23 protein-coding genes are annotated in these 25,363 nt (G+C 65.6%); 17 read left to right on the top strand and 6 right to left on the bottom strand.

The genetic code is table 11. The annotated features are described in order from the left end of the window. The first annotated feature begins 24 nt into the window (after positions 1–24). The 9 genes from nudF to APT63_17920 all read left to right on the top strand — a co-directional run bounded on the left by nudF (position 25) and on the right by APT63_17920 (position 9,281). A complete protein-coding gene (gene nudF, locus APT63_17960) occupies positions 25–642 on the top strand; it encodes an ADP-ribose pyrophosphatase (protein AMA47351.1) in 618 nt (205 codons plus the stop codon). Continuing rightward, on the top strand, positions 633–1,085 hold the full coding sequence (locus APT63_17955; protein ID AMA47350.1) for a cytoplasmic protein: 453 nt from the start codon (positions 633–635) through the stop codon (positions 1,083–1,085). The genes nudF and APT63_17955 overlap by 10 nt, the downstream gene beginning before the upstream one ends. A 72-nt stretch (positions 1,086–1,157) precedes the next feature. Further along, on the top strand, positions 1,158–1,973 hold the full coding sequence (locus APT63_17950) for a serine/threonine protein phosphatase (protein AMA47349.1): 816 nt from the start codon (positions 1,158–1,160) through the stop codon (positions 1,971–1,973). Between the two features lie 108 nt (positions 1,974–2,081). Then, positions 2,082–2,690 carry an esterase gene (locus APT63_17945; GenBank protein ID AMA47348.1) on the top strand — a complete coding sequence of 203 codons (609 nt, stop codon included), beginning with the start codon at positions 2,082–2,084 and terminating at the stop codon, positions 2,688–2,690. A gap of 34 nt (positions 2,691–2,724) precedes the next feature. Next, positions 2,725–4,629: a DNA topoisomerase IV subunit B gene (locus tag APT63_17940; protein ID AMA47347.1), complete on the top strand. Its 1,905-nt coding sequence runs from the start codon at positions 2,725–2,727 to the stop codon at positions 4,627–4,629. After that, positions 4,626–5,621 (top strand): DNA topoisomerase IV, encoded by a 996-nt coding sequence (locus APT63_17935; GenBank protein ID AMA47346.1) that lies wholly within the window; start codon positions 4,626–4,628, stop codon positions 5,619–5,621. The genes APT63_17940 and APT63_17935 overlap by 4 nt, the downstream gene beginning before the upstream one ends. After that, positions 5,618–6,136: an aspartyl protease gene (locus APT63_17930; GenBank protein AMA47345.1), complete on the top strand. Its 519-nt coding sequence runs from the start codon at positions 5,618–5,620 to the stop codon at positions 6,134–6,136. Before APT63_17935 ends, APT63_17930 begins: the two co-directional genes overlap by 4 nt. A 10-nt stretch (positions 6,137–6,146) precedes the next feature. Beyond that, positions 6,147–8,396: a DNA topoisomerase IV subunit A gene (locus APT63_17925; GenBank protein AMA47344.1), complete on the top strand. Its 2,250-nt coding sequence runs from the start codon at positions 6,147–6,149 to the stop codon at positions 8,394–8,396. Between the two features lie 174 nt (positions 8,397–8,570). Further along, positions 8,571–9,281: a hypothetical protein gene (locus tag APT63_17920; GenBank protein ID AMA47343.1), complete on the top strand. Its 711-nt coding sequence runs from the start codon at positions 8,571–8,573 to the stop codon at positions 9,279–9,281. Between the two features lie 1,266 nt (positions 9,282–10,547). On the opposite strand, the gene APT63_17915 is transcribed toward APT63_17920, so the two are convergent. Continuing rightward, positions 10,548–12,053: a histidine kinase gene (locus tag APT63_17915; protein ID AMA47342.1), complete on the bottom strand. Its 1,506-nt coding sequence runs from the start codon at positions 12,051–12,053 to the stop codon at positions 10,548–10,550. Positions 12,054–12,187: 134 nt separating this feature from the next. On the opposite strand from APT63_17915, the gene APT63_17910 reads away from it, so the two are divergent. Beyond that, complete coding sequence (locus APT63_17910; GenBank protein ID AMA47341.1) at positions 12,188–13,411, top strand: phosphoserine phosphatase; 1,224 nt, start codon at positions 12,188–12,190, stop codon at positions 13,409–13,411. A 132-nt stretch (positions 13,412–13,543) separates the two neighbouring features. Here APT63_17910 and APT63_17905 read toward each other — a convergent pair whose 3' ends face one another. Genes APT63_17905 through APT63_17895 form a run of 3 tightly spaced genes read right to left on the bottom strand, consistent with a single transcriptional unit; the run spans position 13,544 to position 16,811 of the window. Beyond that, the gene (locus tag APT63_17905; protein ID AMA47340.1) at positions 13,544–14,407 is read right to left on the bottom strand and encodes a phosphatidylserine decarboxylase; all 864 of its coding nucleotides are present in this window, start codon (positions 14,405–14,407) and stop codon (positions 13,544–13,546) included. Between the two features lie 9 nt (positions 14,408–14,416). Continuing rightward, entirely contained in the window at positions 14,417–15,226 is an 810-nt protein-coding gene (locus APT63_17900; GenBank protein ID AMA47339.1) for a thiosulfate sulfurtransferase, read from the bottom strand. A 46-nt stretch (positions 15,227–15,272) separates the two neighbouring features. Beyond that, positions 15,273–16,811 carry a histidine kinase gene (locus APT63_17895; protein AMA47338.1) on the bottom strand — a complete coding sequence of 513 codons (1,539 nt, stop codon included), beginning with the start codon at positions 16,809–16,811 and terminating at the stop codon, positions 15,273–15,275. Between the two features lie 130 nt (positions 16,812–16,941). On the opposite strand from APT63_17895, the gene APT63_17890 reads away from it, so the two are divergent. The 3 genes from APT63_17890 to APT63_17880 all read left to right on the top strand — a co-directional run bounded on the left by APT63_17890 (position 16,942) and on the right by APT63_17880 (position 20,149). Next, a complete protein-coding gene (locus tag APT63_17890; GenBank protein AMA47337.1) occupies positions 16,942–17,793 on the top strand; it encodes a flagellar motor stator protein MotA in 852 nt (283 codons plus the stop codon). A gap of 3 nt (positions 17,794–17,796) precedes the next feature. Then, entirely contained in the window at positions 17,797–18,864 is a 1,068-nt protein-coding gene (locus APT63_17885) for a flagellar motor protein MotB (protein ID AMA47336.1), read from the top strand. 337 nt (positions 18,865–19,201) lie between these two features. Beyond that, positions 19,202–20,149: a transposase gene (locus tag APT63_17880; GenBank protein ID AMA47335.1), complete on the top strand. Its 948-nt coding sequence runs from the start codon at positions 19,202–19,204 to the stop codon at positions 20,147–20,149. Positions 20,150–20,418: 269 nt separating this feature from the next. Here APT63_17880 and APT63_17875 read toward each other — a convergent pair whose 3' ends face one another. After that, entirely contained in the window at positions 20,419–21,450 is a 1,032-nt protein-coding gene (locus APT63_17875) for a ribosome biogenesis GTPase RsgA (protein AMA47334.1), read from the bottom strand. A 135-nt stretch (positions 21,451–21,585) separates the two neighbouring features. On the opposite strand from APT63_17875, the gene APT63_17870 reads away from it, so the two are divergent. Together APT63_17870 and APT63_17865 are read left to right on the top strand one after the other, a co-directional pair. Continuing rightward, positions 21,586–22,128: an oligoribonuclease gene (locus APT63_17870; GenBank protein ID AMA47333.1), complete on the top strand. Its 543-nt coding sequence runs from the start codon at positions 21,586–21,588 to the stop codon at positions 22,126–22,128. 132 nt (positions 22,129–22,260) lie between these two features. After that, on the top strand, positions 22,261–22,872 hold the full coding sequence (locus tag APT63_17865; GenBank protein AMA47332.1) for a hypothetical protein: 612 nt from the start codon (positions 22,261–22,263) through the stop codon (positions 22,870–22,872). A gap of 36 nt (positions 22,873–22,908) precedes the next feature. Here the strand turns inward: APT63_17865 and APT63_17860 are convergent, their stop codons facing one another. Beyond that, on the bottom strand, positions 22,909–23,970 hold the full coding sequence (locus APT63_17860) for an epoxyqueuosine reductase (protein ID AMA47331.1): 1,062 nt from the start codon (positions 23,968–23,970) through the stop codon (positions 22,909–22,911). 65 nt (positions 23,971–24,035) lie between these two features. Here APT63_17860 and APT63_17855 point away from each other — a divergent pair, with 65 nt between their 5' ends. Together APT63_17855 and APT63_17850 are read left to right on the top strand one after the other, a co-directional pair. Further along, on the top strand, positions 24,036–24,896 hold the full coding sequence (locus tag APT63_17855) for a carbohydrate kinase (protein AMA47330.1): 861 nt from the start codon (positions 24,036–24,038) through the stop codon (positions 24,894–24,896). Next, positions 24,884–25,357 carry a tRNA threonylcarbamoyladenosine biosynthesis protein TsaE gene (locus tag APT63_17850; protein ID AMA47329.1) on the top strand — a complete coding sequence of 158 codons (474 nt, stop codon included), beginning with the start codon at positions 24,884–24,886 and terminating at the stop codon, positions 25,355–25,357. Before APT63_17855 ends, APT63_17850 begins: the two co-directional genes overlap by 13 nt. The last annotated feature ends 6 nt before the right edge of the window (positions 25,358–25,363 follow it).

Genomic DNA, 25,363 nt, shown 5'->3' with positions numbered 1-25,363 from the left:
TAACTGAGGTAAACGAGGTCATACATGTCAGAATCGTTGAATTCGGTGCCCCGGGCGGTCGAGATCGTCAAGCGGGACACGTGCTACAAGGGCTTCTATCGGCTGGACAAGGTGCACCTGCGCCACGAGCTGTTCGCCGGCGGCCTGGGTCGCGAAATCAGCCGCGAGCTGTTCGTGCGCCATGACGCCGTGTGCGTGCTGCCTTACGATCCTCAGCGCGACGAAGTGGTGCTGATCGAGCAGTTCCGCGTCGGCGCCCTGGACAAGGCGCAGAACCCCTGGCTGATCGAGCTGGTGGCCGGCCTGATCGACAAGGACGAGCAACCCGAGGAGGTTGCCCATCGGGAAGCCGAGGAAGAAGCCGGCCTGACGTTCTCCGCGCTGTGGCCGATGACGCGCTATTTCCCGTCTCCGGGCGGTAGCGACGAGTTCGTGCACCTGTTCCTGGGGCGCTGCCACAGCGAAGGCGCCGGCGGCCTGCATGGGCTGGAAACAGAGGGCGAGGACATCCGTGTCAAGGTCTGGTCGTTCGAGGACGCCCTGCAGGCCGTGCGTGACGGGCGCATTGGCAACGCCGCCAGCATCATCGCGATCCAATGGCTGGCGCTCAACCGTGACGAAGTCAGGGGCATGTGGTCGTGAGCCCGCTGCGCGAACGCTACCGCGTCGATCTGGTCGGCCTGCAGGCGGCGTGCGAGGCCAACTACGCGCGGCTGATGCAACTGCTGCCGACCATGCGCGAGGGCATGGGCTCGCGGCGCATCGGCATGACCCAGGGCGACCAGATGCTCGGCGTGCTGGTGCTCGACGTGGTGCTCGCCTGCCCCTACACCACCACGCTGCGGGTGCGCCAGGAGCACAGCCTGCCCTGGCTGCCGGTGCCGCAGCTCGAGGTGCAGGTCTACCACGACGCGCAGATGGCCGAAGTCATCAGCGCCGAGCATGCACGACGCCTGCGCAGCATCTACCCTTACCCCAACGATGCCATGCATCAGCCCGATGAAAAGGCCCAGCTCAACCTGTTCCTGGGTGAATGGCTGAGCCACTGCCTGGCCTGCGGCCACGAGCTCGAAGCGGTGCGCTGAGCCTGCCCGGCCGCATCCTGCGCCCGCCACCTGTCATCATTCGTTCGCTGCCCGCCGTGAGGAGACGGTTCCGTGTCGCCATCCGATGCTTCGCAAAACAGTGCACCCGTGCGCGTGGTGCAGCTGACCGACCCGCACCTGTTCGCCAGTCCGGACAAGACCTTGCTGGGGGTCAATACCCGGGACAGCCTGCGCCATGTGGCCGAGCAGGTGCGGCGCGAACACCCCGCGCTCGACGTGCTGCTGTGCACCGGGGACCTGTCCCAGGATGGCAGCGTGGCGTCCTACCAGGCCTTCGAGGACGCCACCGCCACCTTGGCGGCCCGGACGCGCTGGCTGCCTGGCAACCACGATCGCCTCGAGACCATGGCCGCCGTGACCGAGGGCAGCGACCGCCTGCAGGCGGTGACGGATGTGGGCAGCTGGCGCATCGTCACCCTGGTGTCCACGGTACCGGGCGCGACCCATGGCTGGCTCGACGACACGCAGCTGGCGGTGCTGGAGCAGGCCCTGGAGGGTGCAGGAGAGCGGCATTGCCTGGTCTGCCTGCACCACCAGCCGGTGGACATCGGTTGTGCCTGGATGGCCCCCATCGGCCTGCGCAATGCCGAAGCGCTGTTCGCCTGTCTGCAGGGACGGGCCCAGGTGAAGGCGCTGCTCTGGGGGCACGTGCATCAAGCCTGTGACCAGACAGTGAACGGCCTGCGGCTGCTGGCCTCGCCGTCCACCTGCATCCAGTTCGCGCCGGCCAGCGAGGACTTCGTGGTGAGCGAGGAGCACCCCGGTTACCGCTGGTTGCACTTGCACCCGGACGGTCGGTTGGACACCGGGGTCGAGCGCGCGCGGGACTTCCAGGTGACGCTGGACCTCGAAGGCCCCGGCTATTGAGCATGCTGTAACACCCTCGCGCTACGCCAACCTGGGGTGAACAGGCTACACTGCGCGTCCCCGCGCCCGTCTCTCGATGGGCCTGTCGCCGCAGACCCCAGGAGCAGCATGTCGGCTTCGATCCTCTACATCCATGGTTTCAACAGCTCGCCGCTGTCGCGCAAGGCGCACCAGCTCGAAACGGCGATGCGCCAGCGCGGCCTGGCCGAACAGTTGCGCATTCCGGCCTTGCATCACCATCCGCGCCAGGCCGTCGCCCAGCTCGAGGCGGCCATCGTCGCCCTCGGTCAGCCACTGCTGGTGGGCAGTTCGCTGGGCGGCTACTATGCCACCCATCTGGCCGAGCGCCATGGCCTCAAGGCCCTGCTGATCAACCCGGCAGTCGCGCCGCATCGGCTGTTCGACGGCTACCTCGGCACCCAGCGCAACCTCTATACCGACGAGGCCTGGGAGCTGACCCTGGACCATGTGCAGGCCCTGGCCGACCTGGAAGTGCCCGCGCCGTCTGCCGGCGAGCGCATCCAGGTCTGGCTGCAGACCGGCGACGAAACCCTCGACTACCGCCATGCGCAACGCTACTACCAGGCCTGCGACCTGCGCATCGAAGTCGGCGGCGACCACGGTTTCCAAGGCTTCGCCCAGCGTCTGGACCAGGTCCTGGCCTTCGCGGGCATCGCGCCGGAGCGCGACGCGGCGCTCGATGTTTCGAGTTCCTGATTTTTTGCATTCACCAGACTGACGACGAGAATCCATGGCCAATCCCAGCGCTAGCGCCTACAACGCAGACGCCATCGAGGTCCTCTCCGGCCTCGATCCGGTCCGCAAGCGACCGGGCATGTACACCGATACCAGTCGGCCGAACCACCTGGCCCAGGAAGTCATCGACAACAGCGTCGACGAAGCCCTGGCCGGTCACGCCCGCTCGATCCAGGTGATCCTGCATGCCGACCATTCCCTGGAAGTGTCCGACGACGGCCGCGGCATGCCCGTGGACATCCACCCCGAAGAAGGGGTGTCCGGGGTCGAGCTGATCCTCACCAAGCTGCACGCCGGCGGCAAGTTCTCCAACAAGAACTACCAGTTCTCCGGCGGTCTGCACGGGGTCGGTATTTCGGTGGTCAACGCCTTGTCCAGCCAGGTCCGGGTCCGGGTCAAGCGTGACGGCAACGAATACCAGATGAGCTTCGCCGACGGCTTCAAGGCCAGCGAGCTGCAGGTGGTCGGCACGGTCGGCAAGCGCAACACCGGCACCAGCGTGTACTTCGCGCCGGATGCCAAGTACTTCGACTCGCCCAAGTTCTCCGTGAGCCGTCTGAAGCACGTGCTCAAGGCCAAGGCGGTGCTGTGCCCGGGGCTGTCGATCAGCTTCGAGGACAAGGGCACCGGCGAGAAGGTCGAGTGGCATTACGAAGACGGCCTGCGCTCCTACCTGATCGATGCGGTCAGCGAGTTCCAGCGCCTGCCCGACGAGCCGTTCTGCGGCAGCCTGGCCGGCAACAAGGAAGCCGTGGACTGGGCCTTGCTATGGCTGCCCGAAGGCGGCGACAGCCTGCAGGAAAGCTACGTCAACCTGATTCCCACCGCCCAGGGCGGCACGCACGTCAACGGCCTGCGCCAGGGCCTGCTCGACGCCATGCGCGAGTTCTGCGAGTTCCGCAACCTGCTGCCACGGGGCGTCAAGCTGGCGCCCGAGGATGTCTGGGAGCGTATCGCCTTCGTTCTGTCGATGAAGATGCAGGACGCGCAGTTCTCCGGCCAGACCAAGGAGCGCCTGTCGTCGCGTGAAGCCGCGGCCTTCGTCTCGGGCGTGGTCAAGGATGCGTTCAGCCTGTGGCTCAACGCCCACCCCGAGCTAGGCCTGCAACTGGCCGAGCTGGCCATCAGTAATGCCGGCCGACGGCTCAAGGCCAGCAAGAAGGTCGAGCGCAAGCGCGTGACCCAGGGGCCGGCGCTGCCGGGCAAGCTGGCCGACTGCGCCGGGCAGGACCCGATGCGCGCCGAGCTGTTCCTGGTCGAGGGCGACTCGGCCGGCGGCTCGGCCAAGCAGGCGCGGGACAAGGAGTTCCAGGCCATCCTGCCGCTGCGCGGCAAGATCCTCAACACCTGGGAGGTCGACGGGGGCGAGGTCCTGGCCAGCCAGGAAGTGCACAACATCGCCGTGGCCATCGGCGTTGACCCAGGGGCCACCGACCTGACCCAGCTGCGCTATGGCAAGGTCTGCATCCTCGCCGACGCCGACTCCGACGGCCTGCACATCGCCACCTTGCTGTGCGCGCTGTTCGTCCAGCACTTCCGGCCCTTGATCGACGCCGGTCACGTCTACGTGGCCATGCCGCCGCTGTACCGCATCGACCTGGGCAAGGAGATCTACTACGCCCTGGACGAGGCCGAGCGCGACGGCATCCTCGATCGGCTGGTGGCCGAGAAGAAGCGCGGCAAGCCCCAGGTGACCCGCTTCAAGGGGCTGGGCGAGATGAACCCGCCGCAGCTGCGCGAGACCACCATGGACCCGAACACCCGCCGTCTCGTGCAACTGACCCTGGACGACGTGCAGGGCACCCGTGAAGTGATGGACATGCTGCTGGCCAAGAAGCGCGCCAGCGATCGCAAGAGCTGGCTCGAGACCAAGGGCAACCTGGCCGAGGTGCTGGAGTGATCCGGACGGTCCTGAGCCTGGGCCTGGCGTGTCTGGCATCGGTCGTGATGCCCGCGCACGCGACGTCGTGGCCCGAGCTGGAATTCGTCGCCGAACATCCCGTCGAGGGCATGCGCGGCGGCAACCTGTCCGGACTGGCGCTGTGCCAGGGCCACCTGTGGGCCGTGTCGGACCGTGACGACGACCAGATCTACCGGCTCGACTCACGGGCGAGCACTTGGCAGGCCGAGGCCCGGACGTTCCAGGCGCCGCCCGCGCCGGACAGCGGCTTGCCCTGGGGGATGCGCTCGAGCACCTGGGCGGCCGCCTACCTGCGCGGCGGGGCCCTGGACTTCGAAGGCATCAGCTGCGACCAGCAAGGCACCGCCTACGTGGTCAGCGAAGCCCAGGCCGGCGTGCTGCGGGTGCCGCCCAGCGGTGACGTCGAATGGCTCCGGATCGATCCGGCCATGGTACGTCAGGCGCGGGCCAGCGGGATGCTGCTGCACTTCAATGCCTTGTTCGAGGGGCTGGCAGTGAACCCGGCGGGCGACCGCCTGTGGCTGGCCGCCGAGCGCGAGCGGCGTGGACTGGTGGCCTTGCAGCGACAGCAGGCGGTGTGGACCTGCGTGGAAGGCTGCGTGCTGTTCAGCGAAGCGGGCAAGGCGCCGCCGCCGGCCCAGACCGGCCGGACCCGTCCCATCCCACGGGATTTCTCCGACCTGGCCTGGTTCGAGGGCAAGCTGTTCACCCTCGAGCGCAATGCCTACCAGATCTGCCGCCGCGCACCCGACAGCGGCGATGTGGAGCGCTGCTGGTCGTTCGCCGACGGAGGGCTGGCCGAGGGCCGACGCTACGACGAACCCTACGGGCTGGCCGAGGCGCTGGTGATCGACCGCCAGGGGGCCTGGATCGGCCTGGACAACAACAATGCCCAGCGTGCCGACGGGGAAACCCGGCCCATCGTCTGGCGCTTTGCCGCGCCCAAGGGCGGCTGGAGCGTCGCGCCTTGAGCGCCCCACCTGGCAAGCGCGCGGGCAAGGTGCTGATGATCCTGGCCTGGGCGGCGGCGCTGTTCCTGGCTACCCGGTTCTTCGGTGCCTGGGAGCAGCGGCAGCACAACCCCAATACCGAGGTGCGCTCCGCCCATGGCCCCGGCTTCGTCGAAGTGCGTCTGGTGGGCAATCACCAGGGCCACTTCGTCGTCGACGGCGCGATCAACGAGCAGCCGGTGCACTTCATGCTCGACACCGGGGCCACCGACGTGGCGATCCCCGAGCGCGTGGCCCGGCAGCTCGACCTCGCGCGCGGCGCCCCGGTGCAGGTCAGCACCGCCAATGGCCGCACCGAAGGCTATCGCACGCGCCTGAACAGCGTGCAACTGGGCGACATCCGCCTGCGCGACGTGCGCGCGATGGTCGTGCCGGGCCTGGACGGCGATCAGATCCTGCTCGGCATGAGCGCCCTGAAACAACTTGAATTCACCCAGCGCAGCGGTACCTTGCTGCTGCGCCAGAACCTGAAATGACGAGGCACGCATGAGCGACTCCCTGGAACTCAGTCTCGACGGTGTCGAGCGCCGCTCTCTGGCTGCCTTCACCGAACAGGCCTACCTCACCTACTCCATGTACGTGATCAAGGACCGTGCTCTGCCGCACATCGGCGACGGCTTGAAGCCCGTGCAACGACGCATCATCTACGCCATGAGCGAGCTGGGCCTAGACGCCGACGCCAAGCACAAGAAGTCCGCGCGCACCGTCGGTGACGTGCTCGGCAAGTTTCACCCGCACGGTGATTCGGCCTGCTACGAAGCCATGGTGCTGATGGCCCAGCCCTTCAGCTACCGCTACACCCTGGTCGACGGTCAAGGCAACTGGGGGGCGCCGGACGATCCCAAGTCGTTCGCCGCCATGCGCTACACCGAAGCCCGGCTGTCGCGCTACGCCGAAGTGTTGCTCGAAGAAGTCGGTCAGGGCACGGTGGACTGGGTGCCGAACTTCGACGGCACCTTGCAGGAACCTGCGGTGCTGCCTGCGCGCCTGCCCAACATCCTGCTCAACGGCACCACCGGGATCGCAGTCGGCATGGCCACCGACGTCCCGCCCCACAACCTGCGCGAAGTGGCCGCCGCCTGCGTACGCCTGCTGGACGAACCCAAGGCGACGGTCGAGCAGCTGTGCGAGCACATCCAGGGGCCGGACTACCCGACCGAGGCGGAGATCATCACGCCACGGGCCGAGATGCTCAAGCTCTACGAAAACGGTCGCGGCTCGATTCGCATGCGCGCCGTGTACCGGGTCGAGGAGGGCGACATCGTCGTCACGGCCCTGCCGCACCAGGTCTCCGGCGCCAAGGTGCTCGAGCAGATCGCCGCGCAGATGCAGGCCAAGAAGCTGCCGATGGTCGCCGACCTGCGCGACGAGTCGGACCACGAGCACCCGTGCCGTATCGTCATCATTCCGCGCTCCAACCGGGTCGATGCCCAGGAGCTGATGCAGCACCTGTTCGCCACCACCGACCTGGAGAGCACCTACCGGGTCAACATCAACATCATTGGCCTGGACGGTCGCCCGCAGTTGAAGAACCTGCGCGCGCTGCTGCAGGAGTGGCTGCAGTATCGCGTCGACACCGTGCGTCGCCGCTTGCAGTTCCGCCTGGACAAGGTCGAAAAGCGTCTGCATTTGCTCGACGGGTTGCTCACCGCCTTCCTCAATCTGGACGAGGTGATCCACATCATCCGGACCGAGGATCACCCCAAGCAGGCCTTGATCGCCCGCTTCGGCCTGAGCGAGACCCAGGCCGACTACATCCTCGAGACGCGTCTGCGCCAGCTGGCGCGCCTGGAAGAGATGAAGATCCGCAGCGAGCAGGACGCATTGCTCAAGGAGCAGGCCAAGCTCCAGGGCCTGCTGGGCAGCGAAGCCAAGCTCAAGAAGCTGGTGCGCAGCGAGCTGATCAAGGATGCCCAGACCTACGGCGACGATCGCCGTTCGCCGATCATCGAACGCGCCGAGGCCAAGGCCTTGTCGGAAAACGAGCTGATGCCCACCGAGCCGGTGACCGTGGTGCTTTCGGAGAAGGGCTGGGTGCGCTGCGCCAAGGGCCACGACATCGACGCCACCGGCCTGTCGTACAAGGCCGGGGACGGCTTCAAGGCCGCTGCGCCAGGGCGCTCGAACCAGTCGGCGGTGTTCATCGACTCGACCGGGCGCAGCTACTCGGTGGCGGCGCATACGCTGCCGTCGGCCCGTGGCCAGGGCGAGCCGCTGACCGGGCGCCTCACGCCGCCGCCGGGGGCGAGCTTCGAATGCCTGCTGCTGCCGGAGGACGACGCGCTGTACGTGGTGGCTTCGGACGCGGGCTACGGCTTCGTGGTCAAGGGCGAGGACCTGCAGACCAAGAACAAGGCCGGCAAGGGGCTGCTCAGCCTGCCGGCAGGAGCCAAGGTGATCAGCCCGCGCCCCGTGCCCAACCGCGAGCAGGACTGGCTGGCCGCCGTGACCACCGAAGGCCGCCTGCTGGTGTTCAAGATCGCCGACCTGCCACAACTGGGCAAGGGCAAGGGCAACAAGATCATCGGCATCCCTGGGGAGCGCGTGGCCAATCGCGAAGAGTACGTGACCGACTTGGCCGTGCTGGCCGAGGGCGCCACCCTGGTGCTCAGTGCGGGCAAGCGCACGCTGTCGCTCAAGGGCGCGGACCTCGATCACTACAAAGGCGAGCGGGGACGGCGAGGCAACAAACTGCCACGTGGTTTCCAGCGTGTCGACGCGCTGACGGTCGACTGAACCCAGGCCGGCCGGGACGTTCGTTCGAGGGGCGTCCCGGCGGAAAGGCTGGAGTTGCCCGGGCATTTCGCGGATGATAGGCGCCTCTTGGCGCCAGCGTCGCTGTGTGCCCCTACCGAACTTGACACGTATCACTGCGGTCCGCCGACCATGGCGGCCGCCTGGATGGGATGAATGAACGTTCTGCGCCTTCCATTTGTGTGGTTGATGACTGGCGTATTGGGCCTGGCCGGATGCAGCGTCCACCAGCCCACGGCTCTCTATCAGCTCGACAGCGGAAACCCGGGTCAGCCGTCACAGCATGCGGGTCTGGCCGTCGTGCTCGGCCCCGTGTCGGTCGCTGACTACCTGCAACGTGAAACCCTGCTGCAACGCCAGGCCGACGGCAGCCTGACCGGCGCGACCGCCGGGCGCTGGGCAGGTAGCCTGTCGTCGGACATCGATCAGTTGCTGGTACGCCAGCTGGCCTGGCGCCTGGACAGCCAGCGCGTGGTGCTGGCGCCGGCCACCGCCGGGTTCAGCCCGGACGTGCAGGTACTGCTCTCGATCACCCGACTCGATTCGGGCGTCGATCAGCCCGCGATTCTGGACGCCCAGTGGCGCCTGCTCGATCGTCGGGGCAAGGTGCGTGACAACCGCATCGTCCACCTTGAGCAGCCCCATGAAGGCAGCGAAGCGTCTCAGGTGCAGGCGCAGGGGCAGCTGTTGCAGAAACTGGCCGAACAGTTGAGCACGGCGGTCAAGCCGCTGGCCAATCAGCCCGCGATCGCCGAAGAGTCGACGAAGAAACCTGCCGCACCCACCCAGGTGCGCAAGGATGCACAGAAGCCGAAGATCCCGATGGCCACGCCGATCCGTACTGATCTGGAAGTCTATCGGTTCTGAGAACCCAGGTTGCCAGCACCAGGGTGGGAGGCCAGCCGCCTCGCCACCTCTTCAAGTCAGGCCTGGCCCTTTGCGGGAGCTGGCTTGCCAGCGATAGGGCCAGTTCATTCACCTCAAGACTGGCAGGCCAGCATTGATCCTGTTGGCCATGTGTCGAATCTACCAACGCTATCGCGGGCAAGCCCGCTCCCACAGGCAGCGTCGCTATCGTGCTGATGCTTGCTTGAAGTGAGTACCTGTGGGAGCTGGCTTTCCAGCGATAAGGCCAGTTCATTCACCTCAAGACTGACAGGCCAGCATTGATTCTGTTGGCCATGTGCCGAATCTACCACCGCTATCGCGGGCAAGCCCGCTCCCACAGGCAGCGTCGCTATCGTGCTGATGCTTGCTTGAAGTGAGTACCTGTGGGAGCTGGCTTGCCAGCGATAAGGCCAGTTCATTCACCTCAAGGCTGGCAGGCCAGCATTGATCCTGTTGGCCATGTGCCGAATCTACCACCGCTATCGCGGGCAAGCCCGCTCCTACAGGCAGCATCGCCATCGTGCGGATGCTTGCTTGAAGTGAGTACCTGTGGGAGCTGGCTTGCCAGCGATAGGGCCAGTTCATTCACCTCAAGACTGACAGGCCAGCATTGATCCTGTTGGCCATGTGCTGAATCTACCACCGCTATCGCGGGCAAGCCCGCTCCCATAGGCAGCGTCGCTATCGTGCTTATGCCTGCCTGAAGTGAGTATCTGTGGGAGCTGGCTTGCCAGCGATAAGGCCAGTTCATTCACCTCAAGGCTGGCAGGCCAGCATTGATCCTGTTGGTCATGTGCCGAATCTACCACCGCTATCGCGGGCAAGCCCGCTCCCATAGGCAGCGTCGCTATCGTGCTAATGCCTGCCTGAAGTGAGTATTTGTGAGAGTCCGTCCGCCGCCTCGCCGCGCTGTCGCGCAGAGAACATGGGGATAGCTGACAGGATCCGAAGCTTCATTGCTAATCGATTTTAGGGCCGCTTTGCGGCCCATCGCGGTCGGTCCGGCGCCCCGGCAGGGGCCGCTCCTACACCCGTAGCCCCACCGCGGCGTTGCAGACCATCACTGCCTCCTGTGGGAGCGGCCCCTGTGCCGCGATTGGGCCCGCAGGGCCCACAAAGCTCTGAAGTTATTTCCTTTGAAATCAACAACCTATTTTTTGTTATATAGAAGCTGGCTTGCCAGCGATAGGGCCGTCGAGGCTCGGCGCTCAACGAAAAAAGGTGGTCATTCGACCACCTTTGCTTTCACTGCCCGCGTCGCTCGTGCATCCGCGCCAGTTGGCGCTCGAGCATGGAGGGGTAGGGCTCCATCAGGCGCTCGACGCAGCTGGCGCCTTCCGGGCTGGCGATCGGGCGGATGCGTGCGCGCTGGCGGACCAGGGCATCTTCACCCACGCTACGTTCGACCAGCAGCAGGTTGCGGCTGTGCTGCGACAGCGCCAGGGCACCCTGAGCCTTTTCGGTCAGCAACAGGTCGACCTGGCTCAGGCCGTGCAGGTCCTGGCCCAGCATCAGGCCCAACTGCATCTGCAGGGTGATGCCGCTGTCCGCGACTTCGATCTGCAAGGCATGGCCCAAGGCGCGCAACAGCTCGCCACAGCAGATGGCGTTGGTCAGGTAGTCTTCGCCGCTGTCGCCACTGTTGAACAGCAGCAAGGTGCTGCCATCGTTCAAGGTGTACATGGTGCCTTCGTACAGCGAGGCCGCCTGCTCCAGGCAATCGCGATAACGTTCCTGAAGCTCGTTCAGGCGGGTGCGTGGCAAGCGTCGCAGCTGATCCTGGGAACCCAGCTGCACGGCGAGCACCGCGCTGGTCTGCGGTTCGGCCTTGACGACCGCGGCAGGCTGCGGCGCGCTGGCCGGAGCAGGCTGGTCGACCACCAGGTCGGCGAAGGCTTCATCGTCATGCTCGTCATCGCTGGCGGTCAGCGGGGCGATCGCCGGACGCGCAGCCCGTGCTGCCGGGCTGGTCGCCGGTGGTGTTTCGACGAATGCCTCATCGTCATGCGCTTCGTCGTACACCTCGTCGTGTTCGTCGACGTCCGGCTCGGGCGGTGGTGGAGGGGCCAGGCGCGCATGCAGCTGACGCGCAATATCGCCGATCTCGTCCTGGCGGTCGGTGGCCGGCGTGTAGGGGTGCGGCTCGCGCAACCAGACCCGCAACTGCAGCAGCGGCGTAGTGATCGAGCGCCCCGTGCGCAGGCTGAGCACCAGGCACAACACGGCCAGGATGGCCGCGAGCACACCCATGCTTTGCAGGCTGATCAGCATCGGCTGATGGAAGCGCTCCATGTCCAGGCTGATGCGCAGTTGCCCGGCCGTCACGTCCTGGAAGGTGATACGCGTCTGGTACACGCCCTTGGCCTCACCAAGCAGACCGTTGCGAGGGCGTTGCCCGGCTTCGGCGAGGATCCGGTTGTCCACGCTGTAGATGGCGGCGTGGGCCACCAGCGGGTTCTTCGCCAGATTGCCGAGCAGTACGTTGAGGCTGAGGATGTCGTTGGCCACCAGCAGCTCGGTGGCCGACGTGGCGGTCTGGGTGATGAGGCTCTGTCCGAGCGCGTCCGCCTGCTCGTGCATGGCCTGCTTGAACTGCAGCCCCATGACGCAGGCGTAGATCACCAGGGCCAAGGCCACCAGGAAAAGGTTGTTGAAGGCTATCCGCAGCACCAGCGGGAGACGACGCTGGCGCAGGGCACGGAAGAGCATCACGAAGAAGTTGTCTGGCTTGACGGGCGTGGGCCGGTTCACAGAGCTCGGCTCTTTATGGCGGAAAAGTGGTGCGCAGTATAGCGAGCGGAGTTTTGTCGGCAAAGCGTCCACCATGCCCGATTGTCACGGAAAATCGGTAGAATGCGCCTTTTTCATCATTTTGGAGCCCGGTCTTGCGCGAAATCGTCCTGATCAACATCACCGGTGAGGACCGTCCCGGTCTTACCGCGGCCATCACCGGCGTCCTGCTCCAGGGCGGCGTGAGCATCCTCGACATCGGTCTGGCGGTGATGCACGGCACCTTGTCGTTCGGCATCCTGGTGACCATTCCCGACAACGAGGCGGCCTCGGCGCTGTTGCAGGCCGTGCAGTCCAAGACGCACGAGCTGGACCTGCAGGCGCGCTACACCCCCGTGTCCGAGACGGACTACCAGCGTTGGGTGGAAGGGCAGCGCGAGGCGCGCCATGTCGTGACCCTGCTCAGCCGCAAGGTCAGCCCCGAGCAGTTGCAGCAGGTGAGCGCGGCAATCTCCCGACATGGCCTGACCATCGAGCGCATCGAGCGGCTGTCGTCGCGTGTGGCGCTGGACGCCCCGGTGGACACGGGCAAGGCCTGTCTCGAGATCACCGTGCGCGGTACGCCGGCCGATGCACAGGCGCTGCGTGCGGACTTCCTGGGCTTGTCCGATGCGTTGGACATCGACCTGGCGTTCCAGAACGACGACCTGTTTCGGCGCCACCGTCGGCTGGCAGTCTTCGACATGGACTCGACGCTGATCGAGGCCGAAGTGATCGACGAACTGGCCAAGGCGGCCGGCGTGGGCGAGCAGGTCGCGGCCATCACCGAGCGGGCCATGCGCGGTGAGCTGGATTTTCGCGCCAGCTTCAAGGAGCGCATGGCGTTGCTCAAGGGGCTGGACGTGGGCGTGCTCGATGAGATCGGGGCGTCGCTGCGCCTGACCGAAGGGGCCGAGACGTTGTTCGCCGAACTCAAGCGCCTGGGCTACAAGACCGCCATCCTCTCGGGCGGGTTCTCGTACTTCGCCAGGCAGGTCCAGGCGCGCCTGGGCATCGACTACGTGTTCGCCAACGAACTGGAAGTGGTGGACGGCAAAGTGACCGGCGTGGCCGTGGAGCCTATCGTCGACGCACAACGCAAGGCTGACCTGCTGACCGAGCTGGCGCACAAAGAAGGGCTCAGCCTGGAGCAGACCATCGCGGTCGGCGACGGCGCCAACGATCTGCCGATGCTGGCGTTGGCCGGTCTGGGCGTGGCCTTCCGCGCCAAGCCCCTGGTGCGACAGTCGGCACGCCAGGCCATCTCGACCTTGGGGCTGGACGGGGTGCTGTACCTGCTGGGGTTGCGTGATCGCGAGGCGGGCGGCAAGGCGCGGTAAACGTCGGCTGGCAGGACCGAGGCTTGGCTGCTGATCGGCTTTCAGGGCCGCTTCGCGGCCATCGCGGCCGGTGGATCCGGCCTCGAGAGGGCAGGTGGCCTGAAGGTATCAGGCCACGCGTTCGATCAGGCCTCAGGCCTGGGCAGGCACGGCCAGCAACTGGCCCATGTTCACCACCGAGCCGGCGCCCAGCAGGTCCTGCCACTTCACCTGCTGCGGACCGAACAGCACGATGGCGGTCGAGCCGAGCTTGAAGCGACCCAGCTCCGCACCTTTCTCCAGGTGAATCGGCGTGCGGCTGGCCTCGTCGTAGCGGAAGGTCTTCAGCTCACGCTTGGGCGGCGTTACCAGCCCGGCCCAGACCGTCTCGACCGAGGCGACGATCATCGCGCCCACCAGCACCACGGCCATGGGGCCGCGCTCGGTGTCGAACAGGCACACCACCCGCTCGTTGCGGGCGAACAGCTCGGGCACGTTCTCCGCCGTGGTCTGGTTGACCGAGAACAGGCGACCGGGCACGTAGACCATCTCGCGCAGCGTACCGGCCAACGGCATGTGCACGCGGTGGTAGTCCTTCGGCGACAAGTAGATGGTGGCGAATTCCCCGCCCATGAACGGTGCTGCCATCGCCGGGTCGCCGCCCAGCAGCTCCTGGGCACTGTAGCTATGGCCCTTGGCCTGGAAGATGCGCCCGTGTTCGATGGGGCCCAACTGGCTGACCGCGCCATCGGCCGGGCACAGGATGCCGCCGGGCGTCGGGTCCAGCGGGCGCGCATCGGCTTTCAGCGCACGGGTGAAGAAGGCGTTGAAGTGCTCGTAGGCGGTCAGGTCTTCGACCAGCGCCTGGGACATGTCCACCTGGTAGCGCTTGGCGAACCAGGCGGTGAAGGCATTCTTGAACCAGCGCACGCGGCATTCGGCGACGCAGCCGGCCAGGCGCGACAGCAGGTGGTGCGGGAGCAGGTACTGACTGAGGATGAACAATCGGGATTTCATAGGTTTCCTTTAAACGTCGACAGGCGTGTCCGGGTGGTTGCCCCATTCGCCCCAGGAGCCGGCATAGGCCTTGACCCGTGGGTAACCCAGGTGCTTGGCCACCAGGTAGGTGAAGCCCGAACGATGGTGAGACTGGCAGTGGGTGATGATTTCCTTGTCCGGCGTGATGCCCAGTCCGGCGAGTACCGACGCCAGGTCGGTACGGATGCGCAGGTGGTCATCGTGCTGCATGCCGGCGGTCCATTCAAAATTGATCGCACCGGGGACATGCCCGCCCTTGGCCGCGAGCACTTTTTCGCCCCGGTACTCGGCCGGGGCGCGTGCATCCCAGACCGCCAGGTCCGGCTGCCCCAGCCGGCTTTGCAAGTACTCGCGCGTGGCGGTCGGGGCCGGGTCCAAGTGCAGGTGCACGGGGGCGGTCGCCGGTGCCGGAACCTCGGTGCTGAGCCGGTCGCTCGGCCAGGCGAGCACGCCGCCGTTGAGGTAGTGGTACTGCGTATGACCGATGACGTCCAGCAGCCAGATGAAGCGCCCGGCCCAGCCGCCGCCCTCGTCGTCGTACACCACGTAGACGGCATCCGCGCGGTGCCCCAGTTCACCGAACAGCTTTTCCAGCTCGGCCTGGGTGGGCAGCAGGCCAGGGGCCGGCAACTGACCCAACTGGGTGCGCTTGGGGTCGACGAAACGTGCGCCGGGGATATGACCGCTGGCGTACCGGGCCGCGCTGGTCAGGTCCACCAGGATCAGCGCGGGGCTGTCGAGCCGAGGTAGCAGATCGGCCGGTTCGATTACCAGGGGCAGGCCGGAAAAGTCGGTCATCCGCAGTCTCCACGGGGAAGTTGAAGGGGCGATTGTAGCGCAAGGCTCAGGCGTTGCGGCTACCGAAGGTGGCCAGCGCACGCTCGATGCACTGGGCGGTCTTGCCGAAGGCCTGCACGCTGACGTCGCTCAGCGGACGGCCGTGCTGGTCGACGATCATCAGCATCGCCACCTGGCCATTGACGGCCAGCGAGCGCATCAGCAGGTGTTCACTGCGCCACAGGGCCCACAGGGGCGGCGGCAACAGACTCGACAGGCGCGTGCGGTTGTCGGGCGTGAGGCGCAGCTGACCGGGTTGGCTGGCGAGCTTCTGCAGGACGGCACTCTGGTCGAGGGCCAGTTCCAGGCGTGTGGCTTCAGCGGGCAGGCCGACGTTCTGCACCACGCGCAGCCGCTGGTTGACCCGGTCCAGTGCCAGCAGCAGCACCCGTTGCATGCCGCTGACCAGCAGGGCTTCACGCGCCTGGGTGGCCAGGTGCACGAGGTTGGTGAAAGGGCTGGGCTGGGCCAGCAGCTCGCCGCACAGCCGACGCCACTGCTGCATGTCCTGGGCGCTGGGCGGCGGGGGTGTCAGCATGTCTGGATGGGGGCGGCGCTGGTCCCAGGGCCAGATCAGGGCCTCGGCCGGGTGGAACAAGGCCTTGCGCGCATGGCGGCGGGCACTGGCGGCGGCCTGTTGGTGGACCTGCTGCTGCACGTCGTCCAGCGAGGTCTGCAAGTACAGGCCGGTCAGCAACTGCCAGCGCAGCAGGTGCGGGTTGTCCCAGCCGACCTGGGCTGCCAGCGCCAGGCCGTTGGCCAGCAACACGGTATTGGCCGGCTGGTTGAACCAGCGGCGCAGGCCGGGTTCTTCGTCCAGCCGCTGTTGCTGCACCAGCGGTTCGGGCTCGCGAGCGATGTTCAGGACCTGCACCAGTTGTTCGCGCTCTTCGAGCAGCAGGCGATAGCCCTGGGTCACCCACTCCGGCAGGCGCCAGTGGGTGGCCACGGCCTGGCACAGTTCCATGATGCGCACGCCGAACAGCTCGTGCTCGACCGCCGTGGCCTCTTCCCCCTTGTGGATCACCCGCAGCTCCCAGGCATCGAGCAGTGCCGGATAGGTCGCGGCCAGGGGCCACAAGGGCGACAGGAACAGCAGGCTGCCCCAGTGGATTTCCTGCCACAGCCGGGCCAGGCGACTGGCGAACAGGCCGCTGGCCTGCTGGCTGGCGTGCTGGCTGATCATCTGGAACTGACGCAGCACCGGCGGGATGGTTTCGCCATCCATCGCCGGCAGGCGTGCCAGCAGGCGCGCCGTACGCTCCAGGCCCAGCCGGTTGAGCGCGATCTCCAGGCTTTCCGCAGGCTCGGCCTGGCTGGCATTGGCCGAGTGGTTGGCCTCGCGCATCACGCTCAAGACCAGCGCCGGGCTGCCCTGCATCAGGTCGGCGATGTCACGCAGCGAGCGCCGACTGTCGTTGATGGCCGACAGCACGCGGTCATGGCTGGCCTTGGGGACCGGCAGGCGCACGCCGTCCAGCAGCTTGACCCAGGCATCGAGCGTGGCGGGGGGCTTGGGGGCGGTCACCTTGGCGTCATCTGGCATTCTGACATCGGCCTTCAACTGGCTTTTCGATTGGACTGACTATAGTCTGGCGCAGTTCTGCCGATAAAGAGAAGAAGCGTTTTCAAGCGCCCGCCCCACCCCCTGACCACGACAGCAAGTGCTTTGAACCATGGCTAAAATTATCGGCATCATCGTCGTATTCGCGAGTGTGCTCGGCGGATACGTGCTTTCCCACGGCAAGATCGCGGCATTGATCCAGCCTTTCGAGGTGATGATCATCGGCGGGGCCGCCTTCGGCGCGTTCCTCCAGGCCAACCCTGGCTACATGACCATGCACGTGATCAAGAAGTCGCTGAAGATGTTCGGTTCGCGCTTCACGCATGCGTTCTACCTCGACGTGCTCGGGCTGGTCTACGAGATCCTCAACAAGAGCCGTCGCGAAGGCATGATGGCGGTCGAGGCCGATATCGAAGACCCGGCCGCCAGCCCAATCTTCGCCAAGTACCCCGGGGTGCTGGCCGATGAGCGCATGACGGCCTACATCTGCGACTACCTGCGCATCATGTCGACCGGCAACATGGCGCCCCATGAGCTCGAAGGCCTGTTCGACATGGAGCTGCTGAGCCTCAAGGAAGAACTCGAGCACCCCTCCCATGCGGTGACCGGGGTCGCTGACGGCATGCCAGGCTTCGGCATCGTCGCGGCGGTGCTGGGCATCGTGGTGACCATGGCCTCGCTGGGCGATGGCGACCAGGCGGCCATCGGCATGCACGTGGGTGCGGCGCTGGTGGGGACCTTCTTCGGTATTCTGGCGGCGTATGGCTTCTTCGGCCCGCTGGCCACCTGCCTGGCCCATGATGCCAAGGAAGAAGTGAACCTGTACGAAGCGATCAAGGCGTCACTGGTGGCCTCCGCCTCCGGCATGCCGCCGTCGCTGGCCGTCGAGTTCGGGCGCAAGGTGCTGTACCCCAAGCACCGCCCGAGCTTCGCCGAGCTGGAACAAGCCGTTCGCGGTCGCTGAGTCATGGAGAACAATCAGCCGATCATCATCAAGCGCGTCAAGCGCTTCGGCGGCGGGCACCATGGCGGCGCCTGGAAGATCGCCTTCGCCGACTTCGCCACGGCGATGATGGCGTTCTTCCTGGTGCTGTGGCTGCTGTCGACCGCCACGCCCGAACAGAAACTGTCCATCGCCGGCTACTTCAAGGACCCGATCGGGTTCACCGAAAGCGGCACGCCCTACGTCATCGACCTGGGCGGCTCGCCGGAGCTGGCGCCGGACAAGACCATCAACCCCGAGCAGCAGACCGAGCCGCTCAAGCGCGACAACCTCGACATGGACCAGGACCAGGTGCAGACCATGGCCGAGCAGCTCGAGCACCAGCGCTTGGAGTTGCTGCTGCAGGAGTTGCAGAACAAGGTCGACCAGAATCCCGAACTGCAGAAGTTCAAGGACCAGATCCTGTTCGAGATCACCCAGGACGGCTTGCGCATCCAGATCATGGACGCCGAGAACCGGCCCATGTTCGCGCTGGGCAGCGCACGCTTGCAGCCGTATTTCGAAGACATCCTGCTGGCCATGGCCGACACCATCAAGGCCGTGCCGAACAAGATCAGCGTCAGCGGCCACACCGACGCCAAGGCCTATGCCGGCAATGGTGAGTTCGGCAACTGGGAGCTGTCGGCCAACCGTGCCAATGCCGCGCGCCGCGCGCTGGTGGTGGGCGGCTACCCGGACGATCAGGTGGCGCGGGTGGTGGGCTATGCCTCCTCGTCGCTGTTCGATCGCCAGGATCCGTACAACCCGGTCAACCGACGCATCGACATCATCGTCCTGACCAAGAAGGCCCAGCGCGACATCGAGGGCGAGCAGGGCACGCCGGCCGCACCCGAAGCCGCACCGAGCCCGGCGCCTTCACCCGCGCCGAATGCATCGACGCCTGCCCCGGCCGCCGCCCCTGCACCGGCGGCCCCTGGCGCCGCCGCGCCAGACCAGAGCAGCGTGGCGCCGATGCAGCCGCGCGAGCTGCGGCAGAAGTTGAACATCTTCGACAACGGCACGTTGAAGCTGGACGAAGCCAGGGAAGGGTGAAAAGCCGTGATCGCGGCCGGTCCGGCGCCCCGGCAGGGGCCGCTCTCATAGAACACAAATATCTTTTTGATCTTAAAGCAAATACTTGAAGGACTTTGTGGGCCCTGCGGGCCCAATCGCGGCACAGGGGCCGCTTGTATGGTAGGACTTGAAGGGAGGAGGAGGGACTAGATCCGCTTCTGACTGTTCGCGCAGTACAGACCGTGGGAGATTTCGCCCCTCCTCCCTTCACCTAAGCGCCGATAAGGAATGCTTCCGGTTTTGACCGACGAAAGTACAAGCCTGCGCCTCTGGGTGGCCCTTCAAGCCCTTAGACCTTACCTGCGGAGACGCGCTCATGGCAATGCCATCATCCGAACACAGCACGATCATAGGCGTCGACGTTGCTAAGGCTGAGCTCGTCATTTACGAAGACAGCTCCGGACAGTTGAGCACTATTGCCAACAACAAGACGGCCATCAAGCAATGGATCAAGGCATTGCACGGCAAGGTCTCGATTGCAATCGAGGCCACCAATGTCTATCACCTGCTGTTTACCGATATGGTCCATGAAGCAGGACATACCCTTTACTTGATGGATGGTTATGCCCTGAGTCACTACCGAAAAGGTATTGGTTCACGCGCCAAGACTGACCCGATCGATGCAAGGGTACTGGCCCGGTACCTCAAGAACGAAGGCGCTAATCTTACCCCCTGGGTCCCCCCTTCGACACTCTATCGCGACCTTGTCAGCCTGTTTCGCAGGCGCGCGATGCTCGTCCAGACGCGTACAGCGCTGAGACTGAGCTGGGAGGGTGAGCCGCTGCTCAAGAACCTTTTGAAGTCCCAGCTCACCTCGATGAAGCGCCTTGAAGACCTCATTGAAAACATGATCAAGAAGCTGCTCGACCAGGCAGGACTGATGCCGTTAGTAAAGCAGTGTATGAAAGTTGAAGGTATTGGTTTTCTTACCGCTGCGCGTTTGGTCGCCACCTACCAGCGAGGCGAGTTCAAGAGTGCCGATGCCTTTATCGCCTTTCTAGGAATGGACCTGCGAGTGGCTCAGTCGGGCAAGAAAAAAGAACGCTCGACGTTGACCAAACGAGGCGATCCAGAGGTCCGTCGTTTGCTGCACAACGCGGCGATGTCAGCAGGTAGGACAGCTGCTTGGAAAACGTTTTACGAAGACAAGCAGAGCCGCGGTTTTAAAAAGACTCAAGTCCTGGTCATGCTGGCCCGCAAGCTGGCTCGAGTGGTCTTTGCCCTGATCAGAAGCGGAGAGGAATATCGTCCCAAAGCCGCTTAAGCGCTTGGCAATTACCATAGAATCTCCCACAGGTGACCGCGATAGCCTGCAACCCCGCGGTGGGACTACGGGTGTGGGAGCGGCCCCTGTGCCGCGATGGGCCGCAAAGCGGCCCTAAAATCGATTAGCAATGAAGCTTCGGATCCTGTCGGCTACCGTCATGTTCTTTGCGCGACAGCGCGGCAGCGATTGGCCCACATCAGCGCTTGGCAGAAACCCTAGAATCGCCCACATCCGCCTTCTGGCGCTTTCCAAAGCATCTTCAACCTTCAGTACTCATCTTCCGGCAAACTGGCAATGATCGACCGGTAGCTGTGCATCCGCTGCGGCTGGATCCGCCCTTCTTCCAAGGCGCCCAGCAACGCGCACCCCGGCTCACGGTCATGCTTGCAATCGCGGAAGCGGCACCGCCCCAGCAAATCGCGGAATTCGATGAAGCCCGCCTCGACATCGTCGCGGCTCACGTGCATCAGGCCGAATTCACGGATGCCGGGCGAGTCGATCAGGTCGCCGCCATTGGGGAAGTGGTAAAGCCGTGCCGTGGTCGTGGTATGCGTCCCTTGCCCGGACCAGTCGGACAAGTCGCCCACTCGGGTACGCGCCGCCGGCAGCAGGCTGTTGACCAGCGAGGACTTGCCGACGCCGGACTGCCCGACGAACACACTGGTGAAACCGTCCAGCGCTTCTTGCAGGCGTTGCATGCCATCGCCGCCGTGCGCGGAGACTTCCAGCAGCGGGTAGTCCAGGCTGCGATACACGGCCAGCAGGGCTTCCAGCGACGCCCGGTTGTGATCGTCGATCAGATCGGCCTTGTTGAGCAGCAGCAACGGTTGGATCCCCGCATGCTCGGCCGCCACCAGGTAGCGGTCGATCAGGTTGGCCTGGGGCTCGGGCGCCGGGGCGAAGACGATGACGATCCGGTCGACGTTCGCCGCCACCGGCTTGAGCTGGCCATGGTTGTTGGGGCGGCACAGCTCGGTGCTGCGCGGCATCTGCGCGACGATCACGCCGATCCCCTGGTTGCCGGCACGCCAGACCACCCGATCGCCCGTTACCAGGGCAGGCAGATTGGCACGCAGGTGGCACCGGAAGATCTCGCCGACCGCTTCGCCGTCCTGGGCTTCGACATCGACTTGCACGCCGAAATGCGCGATCACCAGCCCCAGTCGCTCCGGGCCCAGGTCGCCGCCTTCGAGTTCTTGCAGCACCTGCTGTTCGCGTTTGGCGGCACGTGCAGCGCGCTCGCCCTGGATTTTTTCGATGCGCCAATTCTGGCGGCGGTTGAGCTGGCGTTTGGCCATGAATGTTCCGTGTTGGCGAGCAGAAATGAACGGCTGGCAGTCTAGCATGCCCACCCCCTGCGATTGCGCACGCGTCGGCGGCGCATGCACCACGCAACTGGGCTACCATGACGACCTAGTCGAGGAGCCTCAAGCATGCAGAACCCACAGAACCTGATCTGGATCGACCTGGAGATGACCGGGCTGGACCCGGACAGCGACGTCATCATCGAGATGGCCACCATCGTCACCGACAGCGACCTCAACACCCTGGCCGAAGGCCCGGTGATCGCCATCCACCACAGCGACGACGTGCTGGCACGGATGGACGAGTGGAACACCCGGACCCACGGCGCCTCGGGCCTGACCCAGCGGGTGCGCGACAGCCGCATCGACATGGCCGAGGCCGAAGCGCAGACCCTGGCCTTCCTGGAGCAATGGGTGCCCAAGGGCAAATCGCCGATCTGCGGCAACAGCATCTGCCAGGACCGCCGCTTCCTGTACCGGCACATGCGCGGGCTGGAAAACTACTTCCATTACCGCAACCTGGACGTCTCCACCCTCAAGGAGCTGGCCGCGCGCTGGGCGCCGACGGTGCGTGATGGTTTCCGCAAGGGCAATACCCACCTGGCCCTGGACGACATCCGCGAATCGATCGCCGAATTACGTCACTACCGTGAGCACTTCATCAAGGTCTGACGCCGCCCGCAGACGTCAAACCACGTTGGCACGGAGGCGCCTGCCCCCGAGTGCACGCGGCGTGCAGGTAATGCTGTGCCGCTTGTCGCTGCCCATCAGGTAGACTGCGCGCCTTTTTGTCGGAGGCCTGCCATGTTGCTGATGCTGTACCTGATCGCGATCACCGCCGAGGCCATGACCGGCGCACTGTCCGCAGGACGACGGGGCATGGATTGGTTCGGGGTGGTGCTGATCGCCTGCATCACCGCGCTAGGCGGTGGCTCGGTGCGCGATGTGCTGCTCGGGCATTATCCCCTGACCTGGGTGAAACACCCCGAGTACCTGGTGCTGACCAGTTTCGCGGCGCTGCTGACCGTCTTCATCGCGCCGCTGATGCGCCACTTGCGCTCGCTGTTCCTGGTGCTCGACGCCCTGGGCCTGGTGGCCTTCACCCTGATCGGCTGCATGACCGCCCTGGAAATGGGGCAGGGCCTGCTGGTCGCCTCGATCAGCGGCGTCATCACCGGGGTGTTCGGTGGCATTCTGCGCGACATCTTCTGCAACGATATTCCCCTGGTGTTCCGCCGCGAGCTGTACGCCAGCGTGTCCTTCGCGGCGGCCTGGTTCTACCTGGGCTGTGTGCATTTCGAGGTGTCACCGGAGCAGTCCATGCTGTTGACGTTGTTCGGCGGGCTGCTGATCCGTCTGCTGGCCATCCGCTTTCATTGGGAAATGCCCAAGTTCCATTACAACGATCAGCCCTGAGCGAGGCGCTGGACGTTCGTCGCTTGCCCTGTGCGGCTACACCCCATGCCGTTCGAGGGCCCAGGCGACATGCTCGCGCACCAGCTCGGACGGGTGATCGCGTCGCGCCTGCAGGGCCTCCAGCACCGGGATCGTGGACGGCGCGTTGCCCAGGCCCACCGCCAGGTTGCGCAGCCAGCGCTCATACCCGGCGCGGCGCAGGGGCGAGCCTTCGGTCCTGCTCAGGAAGGTCGCTTCGTCCCACAGGAACAGCGCCGCCAGGTCGGCATTCTCCAGGCCATGACGGGGCATGAAGTCGCTTTCGGCGGTCGGTCGGGCGAAGCGGTTCCACGGGCAGGTGATCTGGCAGTCGTCGCAGCCGAAGACGCGGTTGCCGATGAGCGGGCGCAGCTCGACCGGAATGGCGGTCTTCAATTCGATGGTCAGGTAGGAAATGCAGCGCCGTGCGTCGAGCTGGTAAGGGCCGACGAAGGCCTGGGTCGGGCAGATGTCCAGGCAGGCCTGGCAGCGGCCGCAGTGCTCGGTGGCCTGGGCCTCGTCTACCGGCAGGGGCAGGTCGACGAACAGCTCGGCGAGGAAGAAGTAGCTGCCGGCCTTGCGGTTGAGCAGCAGGGTGTTCTTGCCGATCCAGCCCAGGCCGGCCTGCTGGGCCAGGGCTTTTTCCAGCACCGGTGCACTGTCGACGAAGGCACGAAAGCCGAAGGGGCCGATCTCGGCCTGGATGCGCTCGGCCAGGTGCTGCACGCGCTTGCGCACCAGCTTGTGGTAGTCGCGCCCCAGGGCATAACGTGAGATGTAGGCTTTCTCGGGCTGCGCCAGGCGCTGGGCCATGGCGGTATCGCCGGGCAAATAGTCCATGCGCAGGGAAATCACCCGCACCGTGCCGGGCACCAGCTCGGCCGGGTACGACCGCTTGTTGCCATGCGCACCCATGTACTCCATGTCGCCGTGGTGGCCGGCGTCCAGCCAGCGACGCAAGTGATGTTCATGCTCGCCCAGGTCGATACCGGCGATGCCAACGTGAGAAAAGCCTAGCGCCTGCCCCCAATCCTTGACGGACAGGGCCAGCGCGGCAAGATCGAGAGAGTGGACAGACATGGATGGGCAAGGCATTACAGGCTCAGGTGCGTATAATTCTGCCAGACATCGGAGCCGTTGACCTTATGCCTCAGACCAAACACAGCCAAAGCACACCTCGACCGATCCACGGCGAGGACCTCGCGGGCCTGGCGCCTCGCTCGCCCGACGCACACAAGGGCGACTTCGGGCATGTCCTGATCGTCGGTGGCGACCTGGGCACCGGCGGTTCGGTCCTGCTCAGTGGCGAAGCGGCGCTGCGCTGCGGCGCCGGCCTGGTCAGCGTCGCCACGCGGCCCGAGCACGTCGGTGCCGGCCTGACCCGGCTGCCCGAAACCATGTGCCTGGGCGTCGCCTCGGCCAACCAGCTCATGCCGGTGCTCGAGCGCGCCTCGGTGGTGGTGGTCGGCCCGGGGCTCGGGCAGGCGGCCTGGGGGCGCGGCCTGCTGTCGGCGGTGGTCACCGCACGTGTCCCGCAGGTCTGGGACGCCGATGCGCTCAACCTGCTGGCCAGCACCCCCATGACCTTGCCCGACGGCAGCCTGATCACGCCCCATCCCGGCGAAGCCGCGCGTCTGCTGGGCCTGTCCATCCAGGACGTGCAGGCCGATCGACCGGGTGCGGCGCGTGCTCTGGCACAGCGGTACGGGGTGGTCTGCGTGCTCAAGGGCGCCGGGACACTGGTGGCCGATCCGGCCGGACGGCTGGCGCGCTGCGATCATGGGCATCCGGCCATGGCCGGTGCCGGGCTCGGCGATGTGCTGACCGGCGTGCTTGCGGCCTTGATGGCGCAGGGGCTGGAGGCCTGGGCGGCAGCGTGTCTCGGCGTCTGGCTGCACGCCCGCGCCGGCGAACGACTGGGTCAACAGGGGCGCGGGCTGGCGGCCAGCGACCTGATTCCGGTCATCAGAACTTTGTTGGAGGAGCATTCAGCGTGTCTGGCATAACCGTGTATCTGGCCGATGAAGCGGCAACCGTCGCCTTCGGCGCGCGCCTGGCCGGGTTGACCGCCGGGCATGGCATCCTGTTTCTCGAGGGCGACCTCGGTGCGGGCAAGACCACGCTCTCCCGCGGCCTGATCCGTGGCCTGGGTCACGCAGGTGCGGTCAAGAGCCCGACCTTCACCGTGGTCGAACCTTATGAGATCGGTGAGGTCCGTGCTTATCATTTCGATCTGTATCGGCTGGCCGATCCGGAGGAGCTGGAATTCATGGGCATTCGCGACTATTTCGAGGGTGACCCGCTGTGCCTGTTCGAGTGGCCGGGCAAGGGTGAGGGCATTTTGCCAAAGCCTGACCTGACCATTACCATACGCCCGCAAGACAGCGGCCGATCGCTGCACCTGACGCCACACAGCGCACGCGCCGATGGCTGGTGCACGGCGCTGGCGGCCGAATTCACACAGTAAATGGGG

This window comes from Pseudomonas monteilii (genome assembly GCA_001534745.1).
Lineage (GTDB): Bacteria > Pseudomonadota > Gammaproteobacteria > Pseudomonadales > Pseudomonadaceae > Aquipseudomonas > Aquipseudomonas alabamensis.
The sequence above is the reverse complement of the archived record's forward strand: the minus strand, read 5'-3'. Positions and strand labels throughout refer to the sequence as shown.